A 20,795-nucleotide genomic window follows, 5' to 3' on the forward strand; every position below is an offset into this window, starting at 1 on the left:
AAGAAAACTTATAAGAAAAACTATTGACTGTATAGATGGACGAGTAAAGGTAACTGAACTTATAAATAGAGAATATTATCTCAGAATATGGCTTAAATATTTGGGCTTTAAAGAAAGTGTATTTATACCAGATTATTTCAAAGTAAATGATAAGAATTATCATTTTATTATTTCTACTTATAAATAATTTCACCAGAAAAACTATTTAATTCTTATGGAACATTAAGCCAAAAAGAATAATTTAACTCTTTTAAGAGAATAAATATTATTTTTGGGAAGTTGGTTATATCCAGCTTCTTTTTTATTTTCAAGTGGGTTTTAAAGGAACATGGAAAAACTATAAGTTAGTATAGAAAAAATAATTTTGAAAAAATTAAAAAATTCCCTTGACTTGGAGGTAACTCAAAGGTGTAAAGTAATAGATGACGTTAGAAAGAGGAGAAAATTATGGAAAGTGATGTAGTTGCAGCACAGCAAAACACGTATTTTTTTAGCAATCGTGATTTAGCAAAATTGTTCATTCCTTTGATTATTGAACAAGGTTTGGAATATTTGGTGGGCTTAATCGCCTCGATTTTGGTTTCAAGAGTTGGTGAAGCAGCAGTGTCAGGAGTATCCTTGGTTGAATTTCTTATGGCGCTCTTTATCAGTATTTTTGCCGCATTTGCAACGGGTGGTGGCATTGTTGCAGGTCAATACTTAGGTGACCGTGATAGTAAAAATGCTAATAAAGCTTGTCAATCAGTTGGTCAAATTCACATTGTATTTTAGCTTAATGATCACTATTTTGATTTTTGCGATTAAGCCATTTATCTTAAGTCATTTATTTGGAACGATTACACCTGAGGTTCATTCGCAAGCAGATCGTTACTTTAATATCGTTGCTTTATCAACACCGTTTATTGCTCTTTATAATTCGGGTGCAGCGATTTTTAGAACCTTAAATAAATCACACTTGCCGATGAATATTATGTTGGTCATGAATGGCTTGAATATTTTAATGGGGATTAGTTTGATTTATGGCCTTGGTTGGGGTGTTGAAGGAGTAGCTGTACCGATTCTCTTTTCACGTGTTGGTGCCATGGTGCTAGTTCTTTGGTTTGCACATCACTTGACATCTGAATTAACTTTGGGAAACTTTTTGCGTGAAAAAGTTGACTGGCAGATGATTAAAAAAGTCCTTGGTATTGGACTACCATTTGGTTTTGAAAATGGTATGTTTTTCCTTGGGCGTTTGATTGTCTTGTCTGTTGTGTCACTTTTTGGTACAGCTGCCATCGCTGCAAATTCGATTGGTGGAACCATTATCATGTTTTAAGGATTGCCGGGTATTTCAATCGTGTTGGGCTTAGCAGTCATTATTTCAAAATGTGTTGGTGCTGGAGATTATGTGCAAGCAGAATATTACAAACGTAAAGTTAGCCGAATCATCCATATTACAAATGCTTGTTTTTCAGCTGCTGTTATAGCTTTAATGCCTTTGTTAATGAGATTATATGATCTATCAGCACAAGCAACACACTATGTTTGGATTATTGTCCTTGCTCATGGGATTTTAGTCAGCCTTTTTTGGAATTCTGGCTATGTTTTACCTGTTGTCTTTCGTAGTGCGGGTGATGCGAATTTCCCAATGGTCATCAGTATTTCTTCTATGCTTTTAGTTCGTGTAGTATGCGCCTATTTTTTTCTGTTAACCTTGGTATGGGGATGCTAGGAACTTGGGAGGCTATGTTTCTAGACTGGTTTGTTAAAGGAATTATTTATGAAATCCGTTACCATAAGGGGAAATGGAAAAATTATAAGTTAGTGTAAGAAAAGATTTCCTCACTAGTTTGGTGGGGAATTTTTATCAGAAAGTCATGCTTTTTAGGTATTGGATATATCAAATATAAGTATTTGTAATAGACGGTATTCCTTGTTATGATAATGGTAGAAATTAGAAGAAGCGTGCCGATAAATTTTTTAAATTATTTTAGGTTAGTGTTACACTTTAAGTAACATCATAAACACATAATAAAAAGGAGAATAAGATGACTGAACAATTACATTTGGTACAAGAATGGGATAAAGTTTTCCAAAAAAGTGACAAAGTTGACCACAAAAAAGTGACTTTTCATAATCACTTTGGAATTACTTTAGTTGCTGATATGTACACTCCGAAAAATGCTTCAGGCAAATTGCCAGCCCTTGCTGTTTCAGGACCTTTTGGAGCTGTGAAAGAACAATCTTCAGGACTTTATGCGCAAGAAATGGCAGAGCGTGGTTTCTTGACAATTGCTTTTGACCCGTCTTATACAGGAGAGTCAGGCGGTACTCCGCGTTATATGCAATCCCCAGACATTAACACTGAAGATTTTCAAGCAGCTGTTGATTACCTATCAACGCTTGAAAATGTCGATGCGGATAAAATTGGTATCATCGGTATCTGTGGTTGGGGAGGTATTGCCCTTAATGCAGCAGCAATTGACCCACGTATTAAAGTAACGGTAGCCTCTACAATGTATGACATGTCTCGAATTGCTGGAAATGGCTATTTCGATTCAGCAGATAATGAAGAAGCACGTTATGAAGCTCGCCTAGCTCTTGCAAATCAACGCACCAAAGATTATCAAAATGCTGATTACGCTCTAGCTGGTGGTGTGGTTGACCCTCTTCCAGAAGATGCACCGCAATTTGTCAAAGATTATTATGCATATTACAAACAACCACGCGGTTACCATGCTCGTAGTCTTAATTCAAATAATGGCTGGGCAGTTCAATCAAATACGAGTTTCCTAAACACCCGCTTCCTTCATTATACTGATGAAATTCGTAATGCTGTGCTTGTCGTTCATGGTGATAAAGCTCACTCATATTACATGGGTAAAGATGCCTTTGAAAAATTAACAGGTGACAACAAGAAGATGATTTCTGTCTCAGGTGCAAGTCACTGTGACCTTTATGACCAAAAAGATATCATCCCATTTGATGACATTGAAGAATTCATTAGAGAAAATATTTAAAAATATTTCAGAACTTTCTTTGTTAGTAAACTAAAAACCTTCCGTGTTTAAAACGGAAGGTTTTTTCTCTTCCTTATTCTACAGGGGGTCTTGCATTATTGAAATATTACAATCAAATAAATGTACTTTCTTTGGAAAACATAGTAAGCTTACAGTAATCGAAAAAGGAGGACGTTTATGTTTTTAGCTTGGAACGATATTAAATATTCCAAATTGCGTTATGGTCTGGTTGTAGGGGTGATTTTTTTAATTGCTTACTTAGTCTTTTTCCTAACGGGTCTTGCTTATGGCTTAGCTCAAGCCAATCGCTCTGCGGTTGATTCTTGGAAGGCTGATCAGATTGTATTGTCAAAGGAAGCCAATAATAATTTAAGAATGTCGCATTTTCCTGATTCCCTAACAAAGGACATTGATGCAGATCAAAAAGCAGAGCTTAGGCAAGCTTCTATGACCATAAAAGGTAAGGATAATTCTGATGTTAACGTTAATGTTTTTGCCATTAACAAAAATGAGTTTTTAAGTCCTAAAATGGCTAAGGGGAGACTATTTTCAAAAGCAGGTGAAGCTGTCTTTGATAGTAGTTTGAGTAAAACAAATGATTTTAAAATTGGTGATAAAGTAAAAGTCGGAGAAGGAGGTCAAGTCCTTACGATTGTCGGCTTTACTGATAATGCTAGATTCAATGTACAGCCAGTTTTGTATACATCAAAAGAGACTTTAGATAGTTTGGTGCCGGCAGCAAACCAATCGGAAATGATTAGTGCAGTTGTGACGAAAGGAAAAGTTCATCAAGTCCCAGAGGGATTAGAGGTGGTATCGATTACTGACTTTATTGAAGAGCTACCTGGTTACCGAGCACAAAATCTAACGTTTTCCTTTATGATTGGATTCTTGATTATCATAGCAGCCATTGTCATTGGAATTTTTATCTATATTTTGACCTTGCAGAAAAAAGAAATCTTTGGTGTCTTGAAGGCACAGGGAATTTCAAATACTTATTTATCAAAAATGGTTTTTGCCCAAACTTTTATTTTAGCCGTTTTGGCAGTTAGTTTAGGTCTTGTATTAACCTTAGTCAGTGCAAAAGTGTTGCCAGCAACTGTACCGTTTCAAGTTAATCCACTTTTCTTTGGTGTCATCAGTATATTGATGATTGTGATAGCAGTCTTTGGAGCACTATTTTCAGTTTTAAGCATTGTCAAGGTGGATCCACTAAGAGCGATTGGATAGGAGTAAATTATGACAGCAATTGAATTAATCAATATCAAAAAATATTTCAAAGATGGCCCAGAGCAAATTGAAGCTCTGAAAGAGACAAATTTGACGATTAACAAGGGTGAATTTGTCGCAGTGATTGGCCCATCAGGTTCTGGAAAAAGTACTTTTTTGACCATTATCGGTGGGCTGCAATCACCGTCACAAGGTGAAGTGAGATTGAACGGCCAAGCTTTTAGCCAGAAAAAGGAAAAAGCGCGTGCTAAGATGCGTTTTGACCAAATCGGCTTTATCCTGCAAGCTTCCAACCTAGTGCCATTTTTAAAAATCAAAGACCAGCTACGTTTGGTTGATAAGGTGGATAAGGAAAAGCAACGTGAGTCGATTGATAGTCTTTTTGCTCAGCTTGGCATCACTGATATCGCAAACAAATACCCTGAGGAAATTTCAGGCGGACAAAGGCAACGAGTGGCTATTGCCAGAGCTTTGTACAATGATCCGACTATTATTTTGGCTGACGAACCAACAGCGAGTTTAGACACCGAAAAAGCTATGGAAGTTGTCAAAATTCTAGCCGATGAAGCCAAAGAAAAGAATAAAGCAGTCTTAATGGTTACACACGACAGACGCTTAGTTGCTTATTGTGACCGATTGTTGGTCATGGAAGATGGCTTTTTACGAGAAGAAGAGATTACTACTTATCAGTAGTAATGTGTCTTGAGATGCGATGTGTGATATAATGAAGTCAAATCTTACTGACTTAAAAAAGGGTCGTTAGTAAAGGAGACGTCATGATTACTTTTTTCTTGCAAATGCGTCGGACATTGCGTGTCTTATGGTCACTCTTTAAGGATGATGAAACCAGAGGAATTGCTGGTGTCACAGCTGTTTTATTGCTTAGTGGGACACTTTTTTATGCACACGTAGAACATTTTACTTATTTAGATGCCCTTTACTTTTCATTTACAACTTTAACAACGATTGGCTACGGGGATATTTATCCCGTCACAGCGGCTGGAAAGATTTTTACCATGGCGTATTCAGTTGTCGGATTAGGGGTTATGGGGAGTTTTCTAGCTGTTGTTGTTAAGAAATTGGGTCAATTGGATAGAAGAAAGTGAGAGAAAATCTGTGATTTATCGTGATTTATTGTTTGATTTGGACCATACTTTGCTTGATTTTAACGCGGCAGAAGATGTTGCTTTGACAGAGCTTTTGATAGAAGCGCGTGTGGGTGATGTTGAGACTTATAAGGAAGTTTATATTCCCATGAATCGTAAACTTTGGAATGATTTAAGTCTGAAAAAGATTACTAAGAAAGAGTTAGTTGACACGCGTTTCTCTCGTTTATTTGCCCATTTTGGGCACGAGGTTGATGGTCATGCCTTTGCCATGCGCTATCAAGATTTTCTTAGCCAACAAGGTCAGATTCTTCCAGGAGCAGATCAGCTTTTAGACCAGCTAAATCAAGAAGGTTACCGCATTTTTGGTGCAACAAATGGCATTACCAAGATTCAAACTGGTCGTATGGTCAATTCAGGAATTAAAGATTATTTTGAACACGTCTTTATCTCTGATGAAGTTGGTTTTCAAAAGCCAGATAAAGGTTTTTATGATGCGATTTCTGGAGCCATTTCACGATTTAATCATGACAAAGCTTTGATGATTGGTGATAATTTGCTGGCGGATATCCAAGGTGGCAATAATGCTGGCATCGATACTGTCTGGTATAACCCAGATAAAAAAGCCAACCACACCGCAGCCAACCCTACCTACACCGTCCACAACTATCAAGAATTGTTAAAATTATTACGATAAAAACAAAAAGCTAGGAGTTCCAAACTTCTAGCTTTTATCTTTAATAGTCGATTTTGCGTTCTTCGGTGATTAGTTTTGCCATTTGATCAGGATTTATAATATGAATCTGATGGCCTGTTTTTTCAATCATTTCTTCAGCGCGAAGTGCTTTTACCATTCGTGCAATGGTTACTGAGTGCATGCCTAGGTAGCAGGCGATTTCTTGATAGGTAAAGAATGTGTTTAAGGCTAGATTACCAGCTTCACACGGTTCAGCCTGATCAAGTAAGAAGCGGCAAAATTGGACCAAAGCGGGTTCATTTTTACTACTGTGAAAATGTTCCATGAGATAAATATGATTTTCTGTCAATGTATTTAACATCAGGCTAACAACTGAAGGAAAGCCCAACAATTCTTGAAATTGACGATTAGAAATGCGGTAAGCCACGCAAGGCGTTTTAGCAACAATTGAAAACGATTTTTTCCCGTAATAGTTCAAATGTAGCGTGTTCATCAATGGCACGAAGCCGACAAATTGTTGCTTTTTAAAGTAAAGGTAGGTTGTTTCTCTACCATCGCAAGAAATAGATGAAAGAGCACAAATGCCTGAAGATAGGATATAAATATCACCGCTTGTTTCGCCAGCGACGGATTGTGCGAGATTATCTCCCTTTTTAAAGGTCACACGTTCGCCGTATTGATAAAGTTCTGTAATATCTAGTGTAGAGTGCATAATTGCCCTTTCTAAAATTAACATAGGCTATATAACTATATAGTTTACGTTAAAAAAGCGTTTTTATCAAGCTAAAAAATTAGAAGAAGAGCTTAAAAACATCTTGATAATGATGTTTGAAGTGGCTATTTTTGCGCCAAATAAAGGTAAAATCATGGCTCATGGCAGGAATATCCAAAGTGATTTTTTTAAGTTTGCCTGCTGAAATCTCTTTTTGAACCACGCTTTGGTAGACAAAACTAATCCCTAGATTTTTTTGGACCAGCTCACAAATGGTATTGAGGCTGCCAATTTCGGTGATTTTGCGAAAATCTGAAATAGTCAGGTTGGCTTCCTTGAGCGTGATTTCAAGCATTTCACGTGTTCCAGACCCTTGCTCGCGAACGATGATAGGATAGGCTAGTAGGTCTTCTAAAGAATAGCTACCGCTTGCTAGGGGCGAGTCGGGAGAAGCGACAGCGATAAAAGGTTCTGTGCGATAAGGCAGAAAATCATACTTTTCTTTTGAAAAGAAACCTTCAATCAAGGCAAAATCAATCTGCCCATTATCAATAGCCTTCAATAGTGTCTCGGTATTGTCCACCAGCATTTTGACTTGAAAGTTTGGATGATTTGCCAAAATATCCACTAAAGAATCAGTCAAAACATACTCGCCAATGGTCAAAGTAGCCCCAAAATTTAGCGGCTGTAAATCTTGCTTGAGGTGTGTCTTAAAATGCTGAATATCAGTATTCATGGTAGTCAGTAAATCAAGCAATTCTTTACCACTTTGAGTCAGTTGACAATGTTTGCCAGAAAACGTGAAGAGTTTGGTTTGATATTCTGTTTCCAAAGCTTTGATATGCTTAGTGACAGCAGGCTGAGTGATATGCAGTTCTTTTGCGGCTTGGGTGAAATTAAGCGTTTCGCAGACTTTCATAAAAGTAAACACACGATAATCGAGCATTCTAATTCTCCTTAGTATTCTTGTTCGTTATTGTATCATAAAAAATCATAATTTTACATTATAGATTGGGCGCGCTATAATGAGTGACGTGAAAAGGAGTTCATTATGTTAACAATTCAGAAAAAAGCGCCAGGAGTGATTCTTTGCGCGATTTTAGCTGTGCCAGCTTGGTTCTTAGGGCAAGCCTTTCCTTTGGTCGGTGCACCAGTCTTTGCTATTTTACTGGGCATGTTTGTGGGAAGTTTCTATCAGAAACGCGATAAAACAGCTAAAGGCATTGCCTTTACTTCAAAATACATTTTGCAAACAGCAGTCGTTTTACTGGGGTTTGGGCTTAATTTGATGCAGGTTGTCAAAGTTGGTGTACAGTCGTTGCCGATTATCATCTCGACAATCGCGACGTCTTTGATTGTAGCCTTTTGCTTGCAAAAATGGTTGAAGTTAGACGTCAATACAGCAACCTTGGTCGGCGTTGGCTCATCGATTTGTGGTGGTTCAGCTATTGCAGCGACAGCGCCAGTTATTAAAGCTAAAGACGAAGAAGTGGCTAAGAGTATCTCAGTTATCTTCCTCTTTAACATTTTAGCAGCCCTTATTTTCCCAACATTGGGTGATATGCTTGGTCTTACGAATCATGGTTTTGCTCTTTTTGCGGGGACAGCTGTCAATGACACTTCATCTGTAACAGCGACTGCAGCGGCATGGGATGCCATTCATCATTCGAATACCCTTGAAGGGGCGACCATTGTTAAGTTGACACGCACGCTCGCTATTATTCCGATTACACTTGGTTTGTCATTTTATCAGGCTTATAAAGCGTCGAAAAATGGCGGAGCTTCTGAGAAGACGTTCAGTCTAAAAAGAGCCTTTCCGATGTTTGTTCTTTATTTCTTGCTAGCCTCAGTTGCCACAACTGGTACAAGTGCTCTCGGCTTTGATACTATGATTTTTGACCAGCTTAAAGTACTATCAAAATTCTTCATTGTCATGGCGATGGGAGCTATTGGGCTTAATACGAATCCTGTTAAACTAATCAAGACAGGTGGACAAGCAATTGGCGTCGGTGCAGCCTGCTGGGTAGCCATTACTTGCGTAAGTCTTTTGATGCAACATATTTTAGGCGTTTGGTAAAAGGTGAAAAAGAAACAATGTTTGGCATTTTTCAAGCATTGTTTTTTTATTTTTGAGAAATGCACTTATTTCTTGAAAACGTTTCCTATAGTGCTATAATGGACTCATATGGACTTGCTTAAAGCTCATAATAAATAGCGAAGCTATTAGCTAAAAAAGCAAGAAAGGGAGATATTATGGCATACAAAACAACTTATCCTTACACAAACGAAGTTCTTAAAAGCTTTGATAATGCGACTGATGCAGACTTAGAAGCTGCTTTGGCAAATGGGCATGCGCTTTATAAGAAGTGGCGTGCTGAAGGTGGGTTGGACGAGAGAAAAGTTCAATTACATAAGATTGCTGACTTGCTTCGCCGTGACGTCGATAAATATGCTGAAGTCATGACAAAAGACATGGGAAAACTTTTCACGGAAGCAAAGGGTGAAGTCGACCTTTGTGCAGAAATTGCGGATTACTACGCTGATAAAGCAGAGGAATTCCTCAAACCTCGTCCGCTAGAAAATATTAACGGTGATGCTTATTACATTAAGCAAGCCACGGGTGTATTGGTAGCTGTTGAACCATGGAATTTCCCATTCTATCAAATCATGCGTGTTTTTGCTCCGAATTACATGATTGGAAATCCAATGATTCTAAAACACGCGTCAATTTGTCCTGCGTCAGCTCAAGCTTTTGATGATTTGGTCTTGGAAGCAGGAGCTCCAGTTGGGGCTTTCAAGAATCTTTTCTTATCTTATGGCCAAGTCTCAAAAGCAATCGCAGACCCACGTGTGGTTGGTGTTTGTTTGACAGGTTCTGAACGAGGTGGTGCCTCTATCGCGTCAGAAGCAGGCGCTAATCTTAAAAAATCATCTATGGAACTTGGTGGTAATGATGCCTTTATTATCCTAGAAGATGCTGATTTTGACTTGCTTGATAAGACAGTCTTCTTTGCTCGTCTATACAATGCTGGTCAAGTTTGTACGTCATCAAAACGCTTTATCGTTGTCGGACAAGAAAATTACGACAAATTTGTCGATATGGTGGTTAAACACTTTAAGTCAGCGAAATGGGGTGACCCAATGGACCCAGCGACAACTTTAGCCCCATTGTCATCAGCAGCTGCCAAAGAAGAAGTTCTTGATCAAATCAAGCTAGCCAAGGAAAATGGTGCGACAGTCGTTTATGGTGATGAACCTATTGACCACCCAGGAAACTTTGTCATGCCAACAGTTTTGACAAACATCACCAAAGAGAATCCAATTTTCAATCAAGAAATCTTTGGTCCAGTAGCTTCTATTTACAAAGTTGACACAGAAGCAGAAGCCATTGAGCTTGCAAACGACTCAAGCTATGGTCTTGGTGGTACTGTCTTTTCTAAAAATCTTGACCATGCTAAAGAAGTGGCTGCCAAAATTGAAACTGGCATGTCATTTATCAATTCTGGTTGGACATCACACCCAGAAATCCCATTTGGAGGCATTAAAAATTCAGGCTACGGTCGCGAATTAAGCGAACTTGGCTTTGACGCTTTTGTCAACGAACACCTGGTTTTTGTCCCAAATGATTAACCAGCTCTCCTTTTATTAAATCCCATACACGAAAACCACTTCCTGAGCCTCGGGAGTGGTTTTTCTTTTCCTAAATGTCCTAACAAGCAATGCCGCAGCCTTTTTGCTATAATAAAACCATGAATGAACTGATTAAACATAAATTGGAATTGCTGCCAGATAGCCCTGGTTGCTATATCCATAAAGATAAAAATGGCAAGATTATCTATGTCGGAAAAGCCAAAAATCTCAAAAATCGTGTGCGCAGCTATTTTCATGGTAGCCACAATACTAAGACAGAACTCTTGGTTTCTGAGATTGAAGATTTTGAATACATTGTTACTGGGTCAAATACAGAAGCCCTTCTTCTTGAAATCAATCTGATTCAAGAAAATATGCCCAAGTACAACATCAAACTAAAAGATGACAAATCTTACCCATTTATCAAAATTACTGTGAATGAACAGTACCCACGCTTGATGATTACCCGCCAAATCAAAAAAGATGGTGCCATGTATTTTGGACCTTACCCAGATTCTGGTGCTGCGACAGAAATCAAACGTCTGCTAGACCGCATTTTCCCATTTAAAAAATGTACAAATCCTGCTAACAAGGTTTGTTTTTATTACCATTTGGGGCAATGTAAAGCTCACACAATTTGTCATGTTGACCATGATTATTTTGTTAAAATGTCGCAAGACGTCAAGAATTTTCTTGATGGCAAAGACAATAAAATCGTCGATGGCTTGAAAGACAAAATGCAAAAAGCTTCTGACATGCTGGAGTTTGAACGCGCAGCAGAATACCGTGATTTATTGCAAGCTATCTCAACACTTCGTACTAAGCAACGTGTCATGAACCAAGATATGATGGACCGTGATATTTTTGGTTATTATGTCGACAAAGGGTGGATGTGTGTGCAGGTTTTCTTTGTTCGCCAAGGAAAACTCATTCAACGTGATGTCAACATGTTTCCTTACTACAATGACCCAGAAGAGGATTTCTTAACTTACGTCGGACAATTTTACCGAGACAGCAAGCATTTTGTGCCAAAAGAAATCTTTATTCCTCAGGATATTGATGAAGATTTGGTTAAAGCAGTGGTAGATACTAAGGTCATTAAACCGCAACGCGGTGAGAAGAAACAGCTGGTCAATCTAGCCATAAAAAATGCGCGTGTCAGTCTACAACAAAAATTTGACTTGCTAGAAAAAGATATCCGCAAAACACATGGCGCTATTGAAAATATCGGTGAATTGCTCAATATTCCAAAACCGGTGCGCATTGAAGCCTTTGATAACTCAAATATTCAAGGAACAAGCCCAGTTGCTGGGATGGTTGTTTTTGTTAATGGAAAACCAAGCAAGAAAGATTACCGCAAATTTAAGATTAAAACCGTTGTTGGGCCAGATGATTACGCCAGCATGCGTGAAGTTATTTATCGTAGATACAGTCGCGTGATGAAAGATGGATTGACACCGCCAGATTTGATTATCATAGATGGTGGTCAAGGTCAGGTTAATGTTGCGCGTGATGTCATTGAAAATAAACTTGGACTCGATATTCCGATTGCTGGTCTGCAAAAAAATGACAAGCACCAAACGCACGAATTACTCTTTGGAGATCCTTTAGAAGTGGTTGAATTGCCACGAAATTCTGAAGAATTCTTCTTGCTTCAACGCATTCAAGATGAGGTTCACCGATTCGCTATTACCTTCCACCGTCAACTACGTTCCAAAAATTCATTCTCATCAAAACTCGATGGCATTGCTGGACTTGGTCCAAAGCGCAAGCAATTACTCATGAAACACTTCAAGAGCTTGCCAAACATCCAAAAAGCAGACGTGGACGACATCGTCAACTGCGGTGTCCCACGAAACGTTGCCATTGCTGTTAAGGAAAAATTGGCTGAGGAGAAGAAATAGTAAGGAGATAATTTGTGGTAGAAAATATTTTAATATTAGGAAACGGCTTTGATTTAGCAATGGGACGCCAAACTAGTTATGAAGATTTTTTAAGGTTTTTGAATTCAATATCTGTTCAATCTTCTAATTCAGAAGAATTTTTTGATACTAATATAATTAATGGCTTAATTCAAGAGAAAAAGATTGAAAAAGATGACTACTTTTCAAAAATTTCCAAAAATCTTTTTTTGAAATATATAAATGAGAATAAAAGTAAACTTGGTGAAAAATGGTCAAGTATTGAACTTGTAATTTCTGATATTGCAGAAGCAATCTCATATTTTAAAGAGCACCTTGAACAATTTGGACCAATCTTTTTTAGCAATGGTTTTGTTAAAGGTTGGCCTAAATTACAAGAGAAATTTAAGGCTAAGTCAAATTTTAGTGTATTGTCATTTGTGGCAGATTATCTAATTGATCGTAGTTTTCATCGTAGTCAAGGCTTTCAAAAAATCTTGGACAAGTGCAATGAAGAATTTATTCAAGCACTTGAAGAGTTGACTGATTATCTAGAGTTTTATTTAACTTATCTTGATAAATTAGATTTTGAGGAACGAATAATAGAGAAAAGAAGAAGTAATCTAGATGTTATTGAAGGGCTTGAAAAAGCAAAAGTGTTAACATTCAACTACACAGATACTGCGAATAGACTATTTGGTATTTCTGAAGAAAATACTCATTTTATTCATGGAAGAATTGATTTTGCTCGTAATAAAAAATCAATTAATACTATGGTTTTTGGTATTGAGGACAAAGAAGACAAGACTGAAAACATTAATCCTGATTTAATTTCTTATCAAAAATTTTATCAAAGAATAATAAAAGAGACAGGAAGTGACTATAGAAAATTCTTTGAAAAACCTAAAAATTCAGGTGAAGCTGTTGATGATATGAATATTATTGTTTTTGGACACTCGGTCGACCCTTTGGATAAGGAAATTTTCGAAAAATGTTTTGATTTAGCCGAAAAAAGAGGCGGAAAGTATAAGTTTATATTTAACTATTATGATGAAAAAGCTAAAAGAGAGATTGTTAAGAATTTAACTATAATTTTAGAAAAAGAAAGAATGATATCATTAACAGCTGAACAAAAAGTTGCATTTGTAAAATGTGATGATGTCCAAAGAATGGAAAGAGAACTTTTGTAGTTGAAGTTAATACCATCTGAAAACTTTCATGAAACTTTCTTTTTCTGATTGTAATCTATTTTAAACTGTGCTAACATGGATAGGGATTTTTAAGGAGATACGCATGTTTAAAAAAATGAAGCAAGGCCTCTCTCAGTTAAGTCAAAAGAGCACTTGGCTTCCAAGCATTGTGATTGTTTTGGTCGCCGTGTTACTCTTGCTTCCCCAATTAACGTCTCGTGGTGTTATTGCGGGTAGTGATTTTCTCTTTCACTACAATCGTTTCTATGAGACAGCGATGCAACTTAAGACTGGAAATTTTAGCTACTTTATTTCCTTATATGGCTTTTATAGTTCAGGTCGAATTGTTAATGCTTTATATGGCCCGTATTTTGCTTATTTTCAAGGGATTTTGGTACTCATCAGCAAAAACTGGTATACCTATCAGCTTTTGTCACGTTTCTTGTTGAGTGTGATTGCTGGCTTTTCGATGTATCGTTTGAATCGCAGAGCTTCTGTCAAACCAAAAATAGCCCTTGGAGTAGCAGTCTTTTACATGATGACGTTTTCGGTTCAGTACTGGACCTTTAGACAAGGTTTCTCAAGTTGGGGCGCAGCTTTTATGCCATGGTGTTTAATCCCAGCTGTTGATTTTATCAGAACGAAAAAAGTAGGTGTGCTGCGCTTGGCAGTAGCAGTGGCAGTTATGATGCAAGTCCACATGCTTAGCTGTTTCTTGTTAATCTTGGCTTACTTGCCATTTTACTTGTACGGCTTTTTCAAATCTGCTGAGAAAAAAGAAGTCTTTTTCAAGGGTGTCCAAGCTGTTTTGCTTAGCCTTTTACTAACAGCAAACGTCTGGGCAGCTTTGGTTGATGTTGGACGTAGCAACAATTTGGTTGAGCCATTCATCAATTCAAAATTGTACATTATGACCGTCAACCAACGCAGTATCGAGTGGTTGTTAACGCCTAAGGCGCTTGTTTTGGTACTTTTGTATCAACTGTACTTTTCATTTAGACACTGGCGTCATTTTGATCAATTGCTGCGCGTGGTGACAGGGGCATTTTTCCTTTTCTTGGTGCTATCAAGCAGTATTTTCCCTTGGTATACGGTCAACCAATTGAATCTTCCGCTGGTTAATCTGATTCAATTTCCATTTCGTTTCTTTGTGCCAGCCACTGTCTTGTTGCTTTTAGTAGCGGCTATGGTTTTGGATCGTTATTTTGATAAAAAATGGTCAAAAATCGTTACTGTCGGATTAATTGTCATCAATGTTTTAAGCTTAGCACAGTTATCACAATTGCAGAGCGAAAAGATTGATGAGTATTACAATACTAAATACCCAATTCAACGTAAGAAGCACACCTTTATCTGGGGAAATCCTGCCGATGTGAGAGCAAGCTTTTACGACTCAGATAAATTTAAACTGCTGGATATTGTGTCAAAATCAACGCCTGATTACTTGCCGGCTGACAAATCAAACAAAGAAAACAAATACGTCTTGTATGAAGAATTTGTCTTAGGGCATACCGATTTATTCAAAAAAACACAAGGAGATAATGAGCTAACCTTCACTTGGTATGCAGATACCAGCGATTGGGCGATCATCCCAGCTGTTAAGTATAAGGATACTGAGTTGACGCTTAACGGCAAAAAACTGAGCGATAAGGATTATTCTTTGTCTGGTATTGGCACACCAACCGTGATGCAAAAAGCAGGAAAAAACACGCTAACCATTACCTACCACATCAGCACTTGGTTTAAGGCATTGATTGTCGTGAACATCCTCTCATGGCTAGCAACCCTAGCTTACCTCATCAAGAAAAAAACGATGAAATAATAACTGATAAATAGAAAATAAATGAACTTAATTCTTTAGGTTATTGTTATCACAATTAGATTTCAGAATTGCTTGCGAGTGAAACGAGCAAAAAAAGATTTTATCTTAAGACCAGAACGCAAGTTCTGGTTTTTCTTTTTAAGTCGACTTAATTTTTGGATCAGCAGCCGTGCAAAATAGCTGTAAACTCTTCCAAAAAATGATAAAATAAAAGAGCATAGAATTAAAAAAGGAGGGTCGCTTATGAAATTTCTAGAATTGAATAAAAAGCGCCATGCCGTCAAAACTTTCAATGACAAACCCGTAGACTATAAAGATTTGCGTACTGCTATTGAAATTGCTACCTTAGCACCTAGTGCTAATAACATTCAACCATGGAAATTTGTGATTGTTGAAGAGAAAAAAGCAGAACTGGCTGAACATCTCCCAGATATTAACAAAAAACAAGTTGAAGAAGCTCAATATGTTGTGGCACTCTTTACAGATACTGATTTAGTGCAACGCTCTCGCAAGATTGCTCGCATTGGTGTCAAATCATTGGACAATGCCAAGCTAGAATATTATATGGAAACTTTGCCAGCACGTTATGCAGAATATGATGATAAACGTAAAGGCGAATACCTAGCACTCAATGCTGGGATTGTTGCGATGAATCTGGTTCTAGCTTTGACTGACCAAGATATCTCATCAAATATTATTCTTGGTTTTGACAAATCTCTGCCAAATGACATTCTAGGAATTGACAAACGTTTCCGTCCAGAACTTTTGATAACAGTTGGTTACAGCGATGATAAACCAGAACCAAGTTATCGTTTGCCAGTGGATGAAATCATCGAACGTCGATAAGCAGAACTTTTTAAGCTTTATGCATAAAACTTAGTGAAGAATTTACCAAACTAGGTTTACAAATCTTAAAATATGAGTTACTATTGGTAAGTTGGCTCAAAAGATAAAATGACGTGGCTTTTCTGTGAAAGAGAAGCTACATTTATGGAGGAGTTATAAGAAATGACAGTAGACTTTAAAGCAGAAGTTGAAAAACGTAAAGATGCCATGATGGAAGACCTCTTTGCACTTTTGCGCATCAACTCTGAACGTGATGACAGCAAAGCTGATAAAGAGCACCCATTCGGACCTGGTCCAGCAAAAGCTTTGGAACATTTCCTTGCAATGGCTGAACGCGATGGTTACAAAACTCGTAACATCGACAACTACGCTGGTGACTTTGAATTTGGTGAAGGTGACGAAGTACTTGGTATCTTTGCTCACTTAGACGTTGTGCCTGCAGGTAGCGGTTGGGAAACTGACCCTTACGAACCAGTTATTAAAGATGGTCGTCTTTATGCGCGTGGTTCTTCAGATGACAAAGGTCCAACAATGGCATGTTACTATGCCCTTAAAATCATCAAAGAACTTGGTTTGCCAGTATCTAAACGTGTTCGTTTCATCGTTGGTACTGACGAAGAATCAGGTTGGGGCGATATGGAATACTATTTCGCACACAATGGCTTGAAAGATCCTGATTTTGGATTCTCTCCAGATGCTGAATTCCCAATCATCAATGGTGAAAAAGGTAACATTACTGAATACCTTCACTTCGCAGGTGAAAACAACGGTGCTTTCACTTTGAATACTTTTGAAGCTGGTCTTCGTGATAACATGGTTCCAGAATCAGCAACTGCAGTATTCACAGCTGACAGCACTTTGGCTGACCTTCAAGAAAAATTGGCTGCCTTTGCCGCTGCTGAAAACCTTGAAGCAGAACTTGTTCAAGAAGGCGATGCTTTCCGCGCAACTGTTATCGGTAAATCAGCTCACGGTTCAACTCCAGAACTTGGTCTTAACGCAGCAACTTACCTTGCTAAATTCTTGGATCAATTTGCCTTTGACGGTGCTGCTAAAGTTTACCTTGACACAACAGCTAACGTTCTTCACAAAGACTTTGCTGGTGAAAACCTTGGTGTTGCTTACACAGACGCTAAAATGGGTGCCCTTAGCATGAACGCTGGTGTCTTCAAATTTGACCGAAACTCAGATGACAACACAATCACACTTAACTTCCGTTACCCACAAGGTACTGATGCTCAAACAATCAAAGCTGAGCTTGAAAAACTTGATGGTGTGACAGCAGTGACATTGTCAGAGCACGAACACACTCCACACTATGTTCCAGCTGATGATCCATTGGTTTCAACACTTCTTTCAGTTTACGAAAAACAAACTGGCTTGAAAGGTTACGAACAAGTTATCGGTGGTGGTACATTTGGTCGTCTTCTTAAACGCGGTGTTGCCTTCGGTGCAATGTTCCCAGACTACGTGAACACAATGCACCAAGCAAATGAATTCGCAGATGTTGAAGATCTTTACCGTGCAGCTGCTATCTACGCTGAAGCACTTTACGAATTGATCAAATAATACAGAAAAAAGAAGAGGGCTTTTGCGTTAGCAAAAGACTCTTCTTTATTTTTTAGGAAGAAGTGATTGTATGGATAGCCTTGAACAATTAGTGGCTGATATTATGGCTGATGAGCAAAATGCCTCATACACCGAGCAAGGCATTAAGCCACTTTTTACCGTTCCAAAAACCGCTCGAATTAATATCGTCGGGCAAGCTCCTGGTATTCGAGCGCAAGAATCGGGACTTTATTGGAATGACCCGAGTGGGGATAATTTACGAAAATGGTTAGGCGTTGACCGTGAGACTTTCTATAATTCTGGACTTTTTGCGGTTGTACCCATGGATTATTATTTTCCAGGTAAGGGGAAATCAGGTGATTTAGCGCCACGAAAAGGTTTTGCCGATAAATGGCACAAGCGCACCCTAGCTTTAGCACCCAATATAGAGTTGCATATTTTAGTTGGTTCTTATGCGCAGCGTTATTATCTTCATCAAAAATCCTCAGCTAAGCTTACGGATACCGTCAAACACTATAAAGACTATTTGCCAGAATTTTTCCCATTGGTGCACCCATCGCCACGAAATAACATTTGGCAGCGCAAGAATCCATGGTTTGAAGAAGAAGTCATCCCAGACCTTCAAAAGCGTGTCAAAGCTATTTTAGAAAAATAGGTATTAAAAAACTCGCCATCGTCTGGCGAGTTTTTCCTATTTTCCAAGACAGAATTGTGTGAAGAGTTTTGTGATGAGTTCGTCTGGTGCTGCTTCACCAGTGATTTCTCCAAGAATTTCCCAACAACGTGTCAAGTCAATTTGTAGAAGGTCAACTGGCATACCAGCTTCAAGTCCTTCGTTGACTGATTGCAAGCTTTGTACAGCTTTTTCAATCAAACCGATGTGACGTGCATTTGAAAGGTATGTTGCATCTTTTTCAACGATACCAGCGTTGTCAAAGAAGAGTTGGTTGATACGTTCTTCAATCAAATCAATGTTTTGATTTTTAAGAACTGAAATGCGAATCACATCATCAGGCAACTCATCAGCTTCAATTTTTTCTGGTAAATCAGTTTTATTAAGCAAGATAATACGGTTGCTATCCTTGCTGAGTTCAAGAAGAGCACGGTCTTGGTCAGTTAGCGGTTCAGAGCTGTTAAGGACAAGAAGAACCAAGTCAGCTTCTTCGAGAGCTTTTTTAGAACGTTCTACACCGATTTTTTCAACCACGTCATCTGTTTCACGAATACCAGCGGTATCGACCAATTTTAAAGGCACACCTTTGATGTTGACATATTCTTCAATCACATCACGGGTTGTTCCTTCGATATCTGTAACGATGGCTTTATCTTCGCGAAGAAGATTGTTCAAAAGACTTGATTTACCAACGTTTGGACGACCAATGATAGCAGTCGACAAACCTTCGCGAAGGATTTTACCACGTTTTGCAGTAGCCAAGAGATTTTCCAAAAGTTCTTGGAATTCTTGTGTTTTTTCACGAATAAGAGCTGTTGTCATTTCTTCCACGTCGTCGTACTCAGGATAATCAATGTTTACCTCAACTTGAGCAAGGGTGTTTAGGATTTCTTGACGCGTATCGTTGATGAGTTTTGACAGTGAACCATCCAGTTGTTTAACAGCAATATTCATTGCTTTATCAGTTTTGGCACGGATAATATCCATAACGGCTTCCGCTTGAGTCAAGTCCACACGACCATTCAAGAAAGCACGTTTGGTAAATTCACCAGGTTCAGCAAGACGAGCGCCTTGACGAAGAAGGAGTTGCAAGATTTCGTTAGTAACAGCAACCCCACCGTGCGTGTTGATTTCAATGACGTTTTCACGTGTGAACGTTTTTGGTGCCAACATGACAGAGACCATAACCTCATCGAGAATTTCATCATTATCAGGGTCAACAATGTGCCCGTAATTAATCGTATGTGAGGCAACTTTTGACAAATCTTTACCACGGTAAACTTTTTGGGCAATAGCTAGCGCGTCAGTCCCAGAAAGTCGGACAATTCCGATAGCCCCTTCCCCTAAAGGTGTTGAAATCGCAGCAATTGTGTCGAATTCTTTTGTAATCATTTATGTCATTCCAATCTAGTTTTTCAAAAAATATCCTATTTAATTGTAACGCAAATAAGATTTTCAAGCAATAGAAGAGGATTGAAAGTAAAGGAGCAGAAAAGCGATTTTTGAGTAATCCATTGTAGCGAAAACACCCTAAATCATGATATAATAGTTAGTTGGAAATAGGTAATTTTTGTTTTACATATAAATTTAGGTGAGGTTGTTATGGAAAAACTTAAAAAAATGGCTGGTGTTACAGCTGCTCAGTATGTGAAAGACGGCATGGTCGTTGGACTTGGAACTGGTTCAACAGCATATTTCTTCGTTGAAGAAATCGGTCGTCGTATGAAAGAAGAAGGTCTTAAAGTTGTCGGTGTGACAACTTCAAGCCAAACAACAGCTCAAGCAGAAGGCCTTGGTATTCCTTTGAAAGCTGTTGATGATATCGATGTTATCGATGTAACTGTCGACGGTGCTGATGAAGTGGATAAAAACTTCAACGGTATCAAAGGTGGCGGCGGTGCTCTTCTTATGGAAAAAATCGTTGCTACACCAAGTAAAGAATACATCTGGGTTGTTGACGAATCTAAAATGGTCGACACACTCGGTGCTTTCAAATTGCCAGTTGAAGTTGTGCAATATGGTGCTGACCGCATTTTCCGTGAATTCGAGAAAAAAGGTTACAAACCATCATACCGCATGGCAAACGGCGAACGCTTTGTCACTGATATGAAAAACTATATCATCGACCTTGACCTTGGTGCTATTAAAAATCCAGTCGAACTTGGTAAAGAATTGAAAGCCATGGTCGGTGTTGTTGAACACGGTCTCTTCAATGGTATGGTTAACAAAGTTATCGTTGCTGGTAAAGACGGCGTTAAAATTTTAGAAGCTAAATAAAGAAAGTTTACAGGAGATGGTTTGACTAAGAATAGCCGATAGTCTCCTGTTTGCTATGTTATCGCAAAAAATCAAATTATTATTTCTAATCCTGCATACCTTGCAGTTGATTAGGAGGTTTTGGGTGCCAACCGTAACCA

At 38.3% G+C, this 20,795-nt stretch carries 21 protein-coding genes; 18 read left to right on the top strand and 3 right to left on the bottom strand.

Going from position 1 to position 20,795, the window contains the following annotated elements; genetic code table 11:
* From SFC32_RS08030 to SFC32_RS08070, 9 genes are all read left to right on the top strand, one after another.
* On the top strand, positions 1 to 187 hold a 187-nt coding region (locus SFC32_RS08030), incomplete at its 5' end, for a hypothetical protein (protein ID WP_411216650.1).
* A 260-nt stretch (positions 188 to 447) separates the two neighbouring features.
* A complete protein-coding gene (locus SFC32_RS08035) occupies positions 448 to 771 on the top strand; it encodes an MATE family efflux transporter (RefSeq protein WP_411049843.1) in 324 nt (107 codons plus the stop codon).
* Entirely contained in the window at positions 722 to 1,318 is a 597-nt protein-coding gene (locus SFC32_RS08040) for an MATE family efflux transporter (RefSeq protein WP_411049844.1), read from the top strand. The genes SFC32_RS08035 and SFC32_RS08040 overlap by 50 nt, the downstream gene beginning before the upstream one ends.
* 3 nt (positions 1,319 to 1,321) lie before the next feature.
* The gene (locus SFC32_RS08045; RefSeq protein WP_411049845.1) at positions 1,322 to 1,714 is read left to right on the top strand and encodes an MATE family efflux transporter; all 393 of its coding nucleotides are present in this window, start codon (positions 1,322 to 1,324) and stop codon (positions 1,712 to 1,714) included.
* A 316-nt stretch (positions 1,715 to 2,030) separates the two neighbouring features.
* On the top strand, positions 2,031 to 3,002 hold the full coding sequence (locus SFC32_RS08050) for an alpha/beta hydrolase (RefSeq protein WP_411049846.1): 972 nt from the start codon (positions 2,031 to 2,033) through the stop codon (positions 3,000 to 3,002).
* A 177-nt stretch (positions 3,003 to 3,179) separates the two neighbouring features.
* Entirely contained in the window at positions 3,180 to 4,232 is a 1,053-nt protein-coding gene (locus tag SFC32_RS08055) for an ABC transporter permease (protein ID WP_411049847.1), read from the top strand.
* 9 nt (positions 4,233 to 4,241) lie between these two features.
* Positions 4,242 to 4,925, top strand: a complete 684-nt coding sequence (locus tag SFC32_RS08060) for an ABC transporter ATP-binding protein (RefSeq protein WP_411049848.1) — start codon at positions 4,242 to 4,244, stop codon at positions 4,923 to 4,925.
* 83 nt (positions 4,926 to 5,008) lie between these two features.
* Entirely contained in the window at positions 5,009 to 5,338 is a 330-nt protein-coding gene (locus SFC32_RS08065; protein WP_074563462.1) for a potassium channel family protein, read from the top strand.
* Positions 5,339 to 5,348: 10 nt separating this feature from the next.
* Positions 5,349 to 6,035 carry a YjjG family noncanonical pyrimidine nucleotidase gene (locus tag SFC32_RS08070; protein WP_411049849.1) on the top strand — a complete coding sequence of 229 codons (687 nt, stop codon included), beginning with the start codon at positions 5,349 to 5,351 and terminating at the stop codon, positions 6,033 to 6,035.
* 40 nt (positions 6,036 to 6,075) lie between these two features.
* On the opposite strand, the gene SFC32_RS08075 is transcribed toward SFC32_RS08070, so the two are convergent.
* Both SFC32_RS08075 and SFC32_RS08080 read right to left on the bottom strand, forming a co-directional pair.
* Complete coding sequence (locus tag SFC32_RS08075; RefSeq protein WP_074482065.1) at positions 6,076 to 6,747, bottom strand: Crp/Fnr family transcriptional regulator; 672 nt, start codon at positions 6,745 to 6,747, stop codon at positions 6,076 to 6,078.
* Between the two features lie 79 nt (positions 6,748 to 6,826).
* On the bottom strand, positions 6,827 to 7,693 hold the full coding sequence (locus SFC32_RS08080) for a LysR family transcriptional regulator (protein WP_093815441.1): 867 nt from the start codon (positions 7,691 to 7,693) through the stop codon (positions 6,827 to 6,829).
* A 105-nt stretch (positions 7,694 to 7,798) separates the two neighbouring features.
* On the opposite strand from SFC32_RS08080, the gene SFC32_RS08085 reads away from it, so the two are divergent.
* From SFC32_RS08085 to SFC32_RS08120, 8 genes are all read left to right on the top strand, one after another.
* Entirely contained in the window at positions 7,799 to 8,824 is a 1,026-nt protein-coding gene (locus SFC32_RS08085; RefSeq protein ID WP_411049850.1) for a YeiH family protein, read from the top strand.
* A gap of 176 nt (positions 8,825 to 9,000) precedes the next feature.
* Entirely contained in the window at positions 9,001 to 10,377 is a 1,377-nt protein-coding gene (locus SFC32_RS08090) for an NAD-dependent succinate-semialdehyde dehydrogenase (RefSeq protein WP_411049851.1), read from the top strand.
* Positions 10,378 to 10,496: 119 nt separating this feature from the next.
* Positions 10,497 to 12,281, top strand: coding sequence for an excinuclease ABC subunit UvrC (uvrC, locus tag SFC32_RS08095; protein ID WP_411049852.1), 1,785 nt, complete (start codon positions 10,497 to 10,499; stop codon positions 12,279 to 12,281).
* 14 nt (positions 12,282 to 12,295) lie between these two features.
* Complete coding sequence (locus SFC32_RS08100; protein WP_411049853.1) at positions 12,296 to 13,468, top strand: AbiH family protein; 1,173 nt, start codon at positions 12,296 to 12,298, stop codon at positions 13,466 to 13,468.
* Positions 13,469 to 13,571: 103 nt separating this feature from the next.
* Entirely contained in the window at positions 13,572 to 15,290 is a 1,719-nt protein-coding gene (locus SFC32_RS08105; protein ID WP_411049854.1) for a hypothetical protein, read from the top strand.
* 243 nt (positions 15,291 to 15,533) lie between these two features.
* Positions 15,534 to 16,136, top strand: a complete 603-nt coding sequence (locus SFC32_RS08110; protein WP_039697084.1) for a nitroreductase family protein — start codon at positions 15,534 to 15,536, stop codon at positions 16,134 to 16,136.
* Between the two features lie 162 nt (positions 16,137 to 16,298).
* Positions 16,299 to 17,705, top strand: coding sequence for a dipeptidase PepV (gene pepV / locus SFC32_RS08115; protein ID WP_411049855.1), 1,407 nt, complete (start codon positions 16,299 to 16,301; stop codon positions 17,703 to 17,705).
* Positions 17,706 to 17,775: 70 nt separating this feature from the next.
* Complete coding sequence (locus SFC32_RS08120; protein ID WP_039697082.1) at positions 17,776 to 18,360, top strand: uracil-DNA glycosylase family protein; 585 nt, start codon at positions 17,776 to 17,778, stop codon at positions 18,358 to 18,360.
* A 36-nt stretch (positions 18,361 to 18,396) separates the two neighbouring features.
* On the opposite strand, the gene mnmE is transcribed toward SFC32_RS08120, so the two are convergent.
* Entirely contained in the window at positions 18,397 to 19,770 is a 1,374-nt protein-coding gene (gene mnmE, locus SFC32_RS08125) for a tRNA uridine-5-carboxymethylaminomethyl(34) synthesis GTPase MnmE (protein WP_074563477.1), read from the bottom strand.
* A 210-nt stretch (positions 19,771 to 19,980) separates the two neighbouring features.
* On the opposite strand from mnmE, the gene rpiA reads away from it, so the two are divergent.
* Positions 19,981 to 20,655, top strand: coding sequence for a ribose-5-phosphate isomerase RpiA (rpiA, locus tag SFC32_RS08130; protein ID WP_074559816.1), 675 nt, complete (start codon positions 19,981 to 19,983; stop codon positions 20,653 to 20,655).
* The last annotated feature ends 140 nt before the right edge of the window (positions 20,656 to 20,795 follow it).

Source organism: Streptococcus sp. TATVAM-FAB8 (assembly GCF_046592795.1).
Classification (GTDB): Bacteria; Bacillota; Bacilli; order Lactobacillales; family Streptococcaceae; genus Streptococcus; species Streptococcus ruminicola.

Bases quoted from the DNA above. Each gene is read 5' to 3' on its own strand.
- SFC32_RS08035 (WP_411049843.1), top strand. From the start codon at position 448: ATGGAAAGTGATGTAGTTGCAGCACAGCAAAACACGTATTTTTTTAGC.
- SFC32_RS08040 (WP_411049844.1), top strand. From the start codon at position 722: ATGCTAATAAAGCTTGTCAATCAGTTGGTCAAATTCACATTGTATTTT.
- SFC32_RS08050 (WP_411049846.1), top strand. From the start codon at position 2,031: ATGACTGAACAATTACATTTGGTACAAGAATGGGATAAAGTTTTCCAA.
- SFC32_RS08055 (WP_411049847.1), top strand. From the start codon at position 3,180: ATGTTTTTAGCTTGGAACGATATTAAATATTCCAAATTGCGTTATGGT.
- SFC32_RS08060 (WP_411049848.1), top strand. From the start codon at position 4,242: ATGACAGCAATTGAATTAATCAATATCAAAAAATATTTCAAAGATGGC.
- SFC32_RS08065 (WP_074563462.1), top strand. From the start codon at position 5,009: ATGATTACTTTTTTCTTGCAAATGCGTCGGACATTGCGTGTCTTATGG.
- SFC32_RS08075 (WP_074482065.1), bottom strand. From the start codon at position 6,747: ATGCACTCTACACTAGATATTACAGAACTTTATCAATACGGCGAACGT.
- SFC32_RS08080 (WP_093815441.1), bottom strand. From the start codon at position 7,693: ATGCTCGATTATCGTGTGTTTACTTTTATGAAAGTCTGCGAAACGCTT.
- SFC32_RS08085 (WP_411049850.1), top strand. From the start codon at position 7,799: ATGTTAACAATTCAGAAAAAAGCGCCAGGAGTGATTCTTTGCGCGATT.
- SFC32_RS08090 (WP_411049851.1), top strand. From the start codon at position 9,001: ATGGCATACAAAACAACTTATCCTTACACAAACGAAGTTCTTAAAAGC.
- uvrC (WP_411049852.1), top strand. From the start codon at position 10,497: ATGAATGAACTGATTAAACATAAATTGGAATTGCTGCCAGATAGCCCT.
- SFC32_RS08105 (WP_411049854.1), top strand. From the start codon at position 13,572: ATGTTTAAAAAAATGAAGCAAGGCCTCTCTCAGTTAAGTCAAAAGAGC.
- SFC32_RS08110 (WP_039697084.1), top strand. From the start codon at position 15,534: ATGAAATTTCTAGAATTGAATAAAAAGCGCCATGCCGTCAAAACTTTC.
- pepV (WP_411049855.1), top strand. From the start codon at position 16,299: ATGACAGTAGACTTTAAAGCAGAAGTTGAAAAACGTAAAGATGCCATG.
- SFC32_RS08120 (WP_039697082.1), top strand. From the start codon at position 17,776: ATGGATAGCCTTGAACAATTAGTGGCTGATATTATGGCTGATGAGCAA.
- mnmE (WP_074563477.1), bottom strand. From the start codon at position 19,770: ATGATTACAAAAGAATTCGACACAATTGCTGCGATTTCAACACCTTTA.
- rpiA (WP_074559816.1), top strand. From the start codon at position 19,981: ATGGAAAAACTTAAAAAAATGGCTGGTGTTACAGCTGCTCAGTATGTG.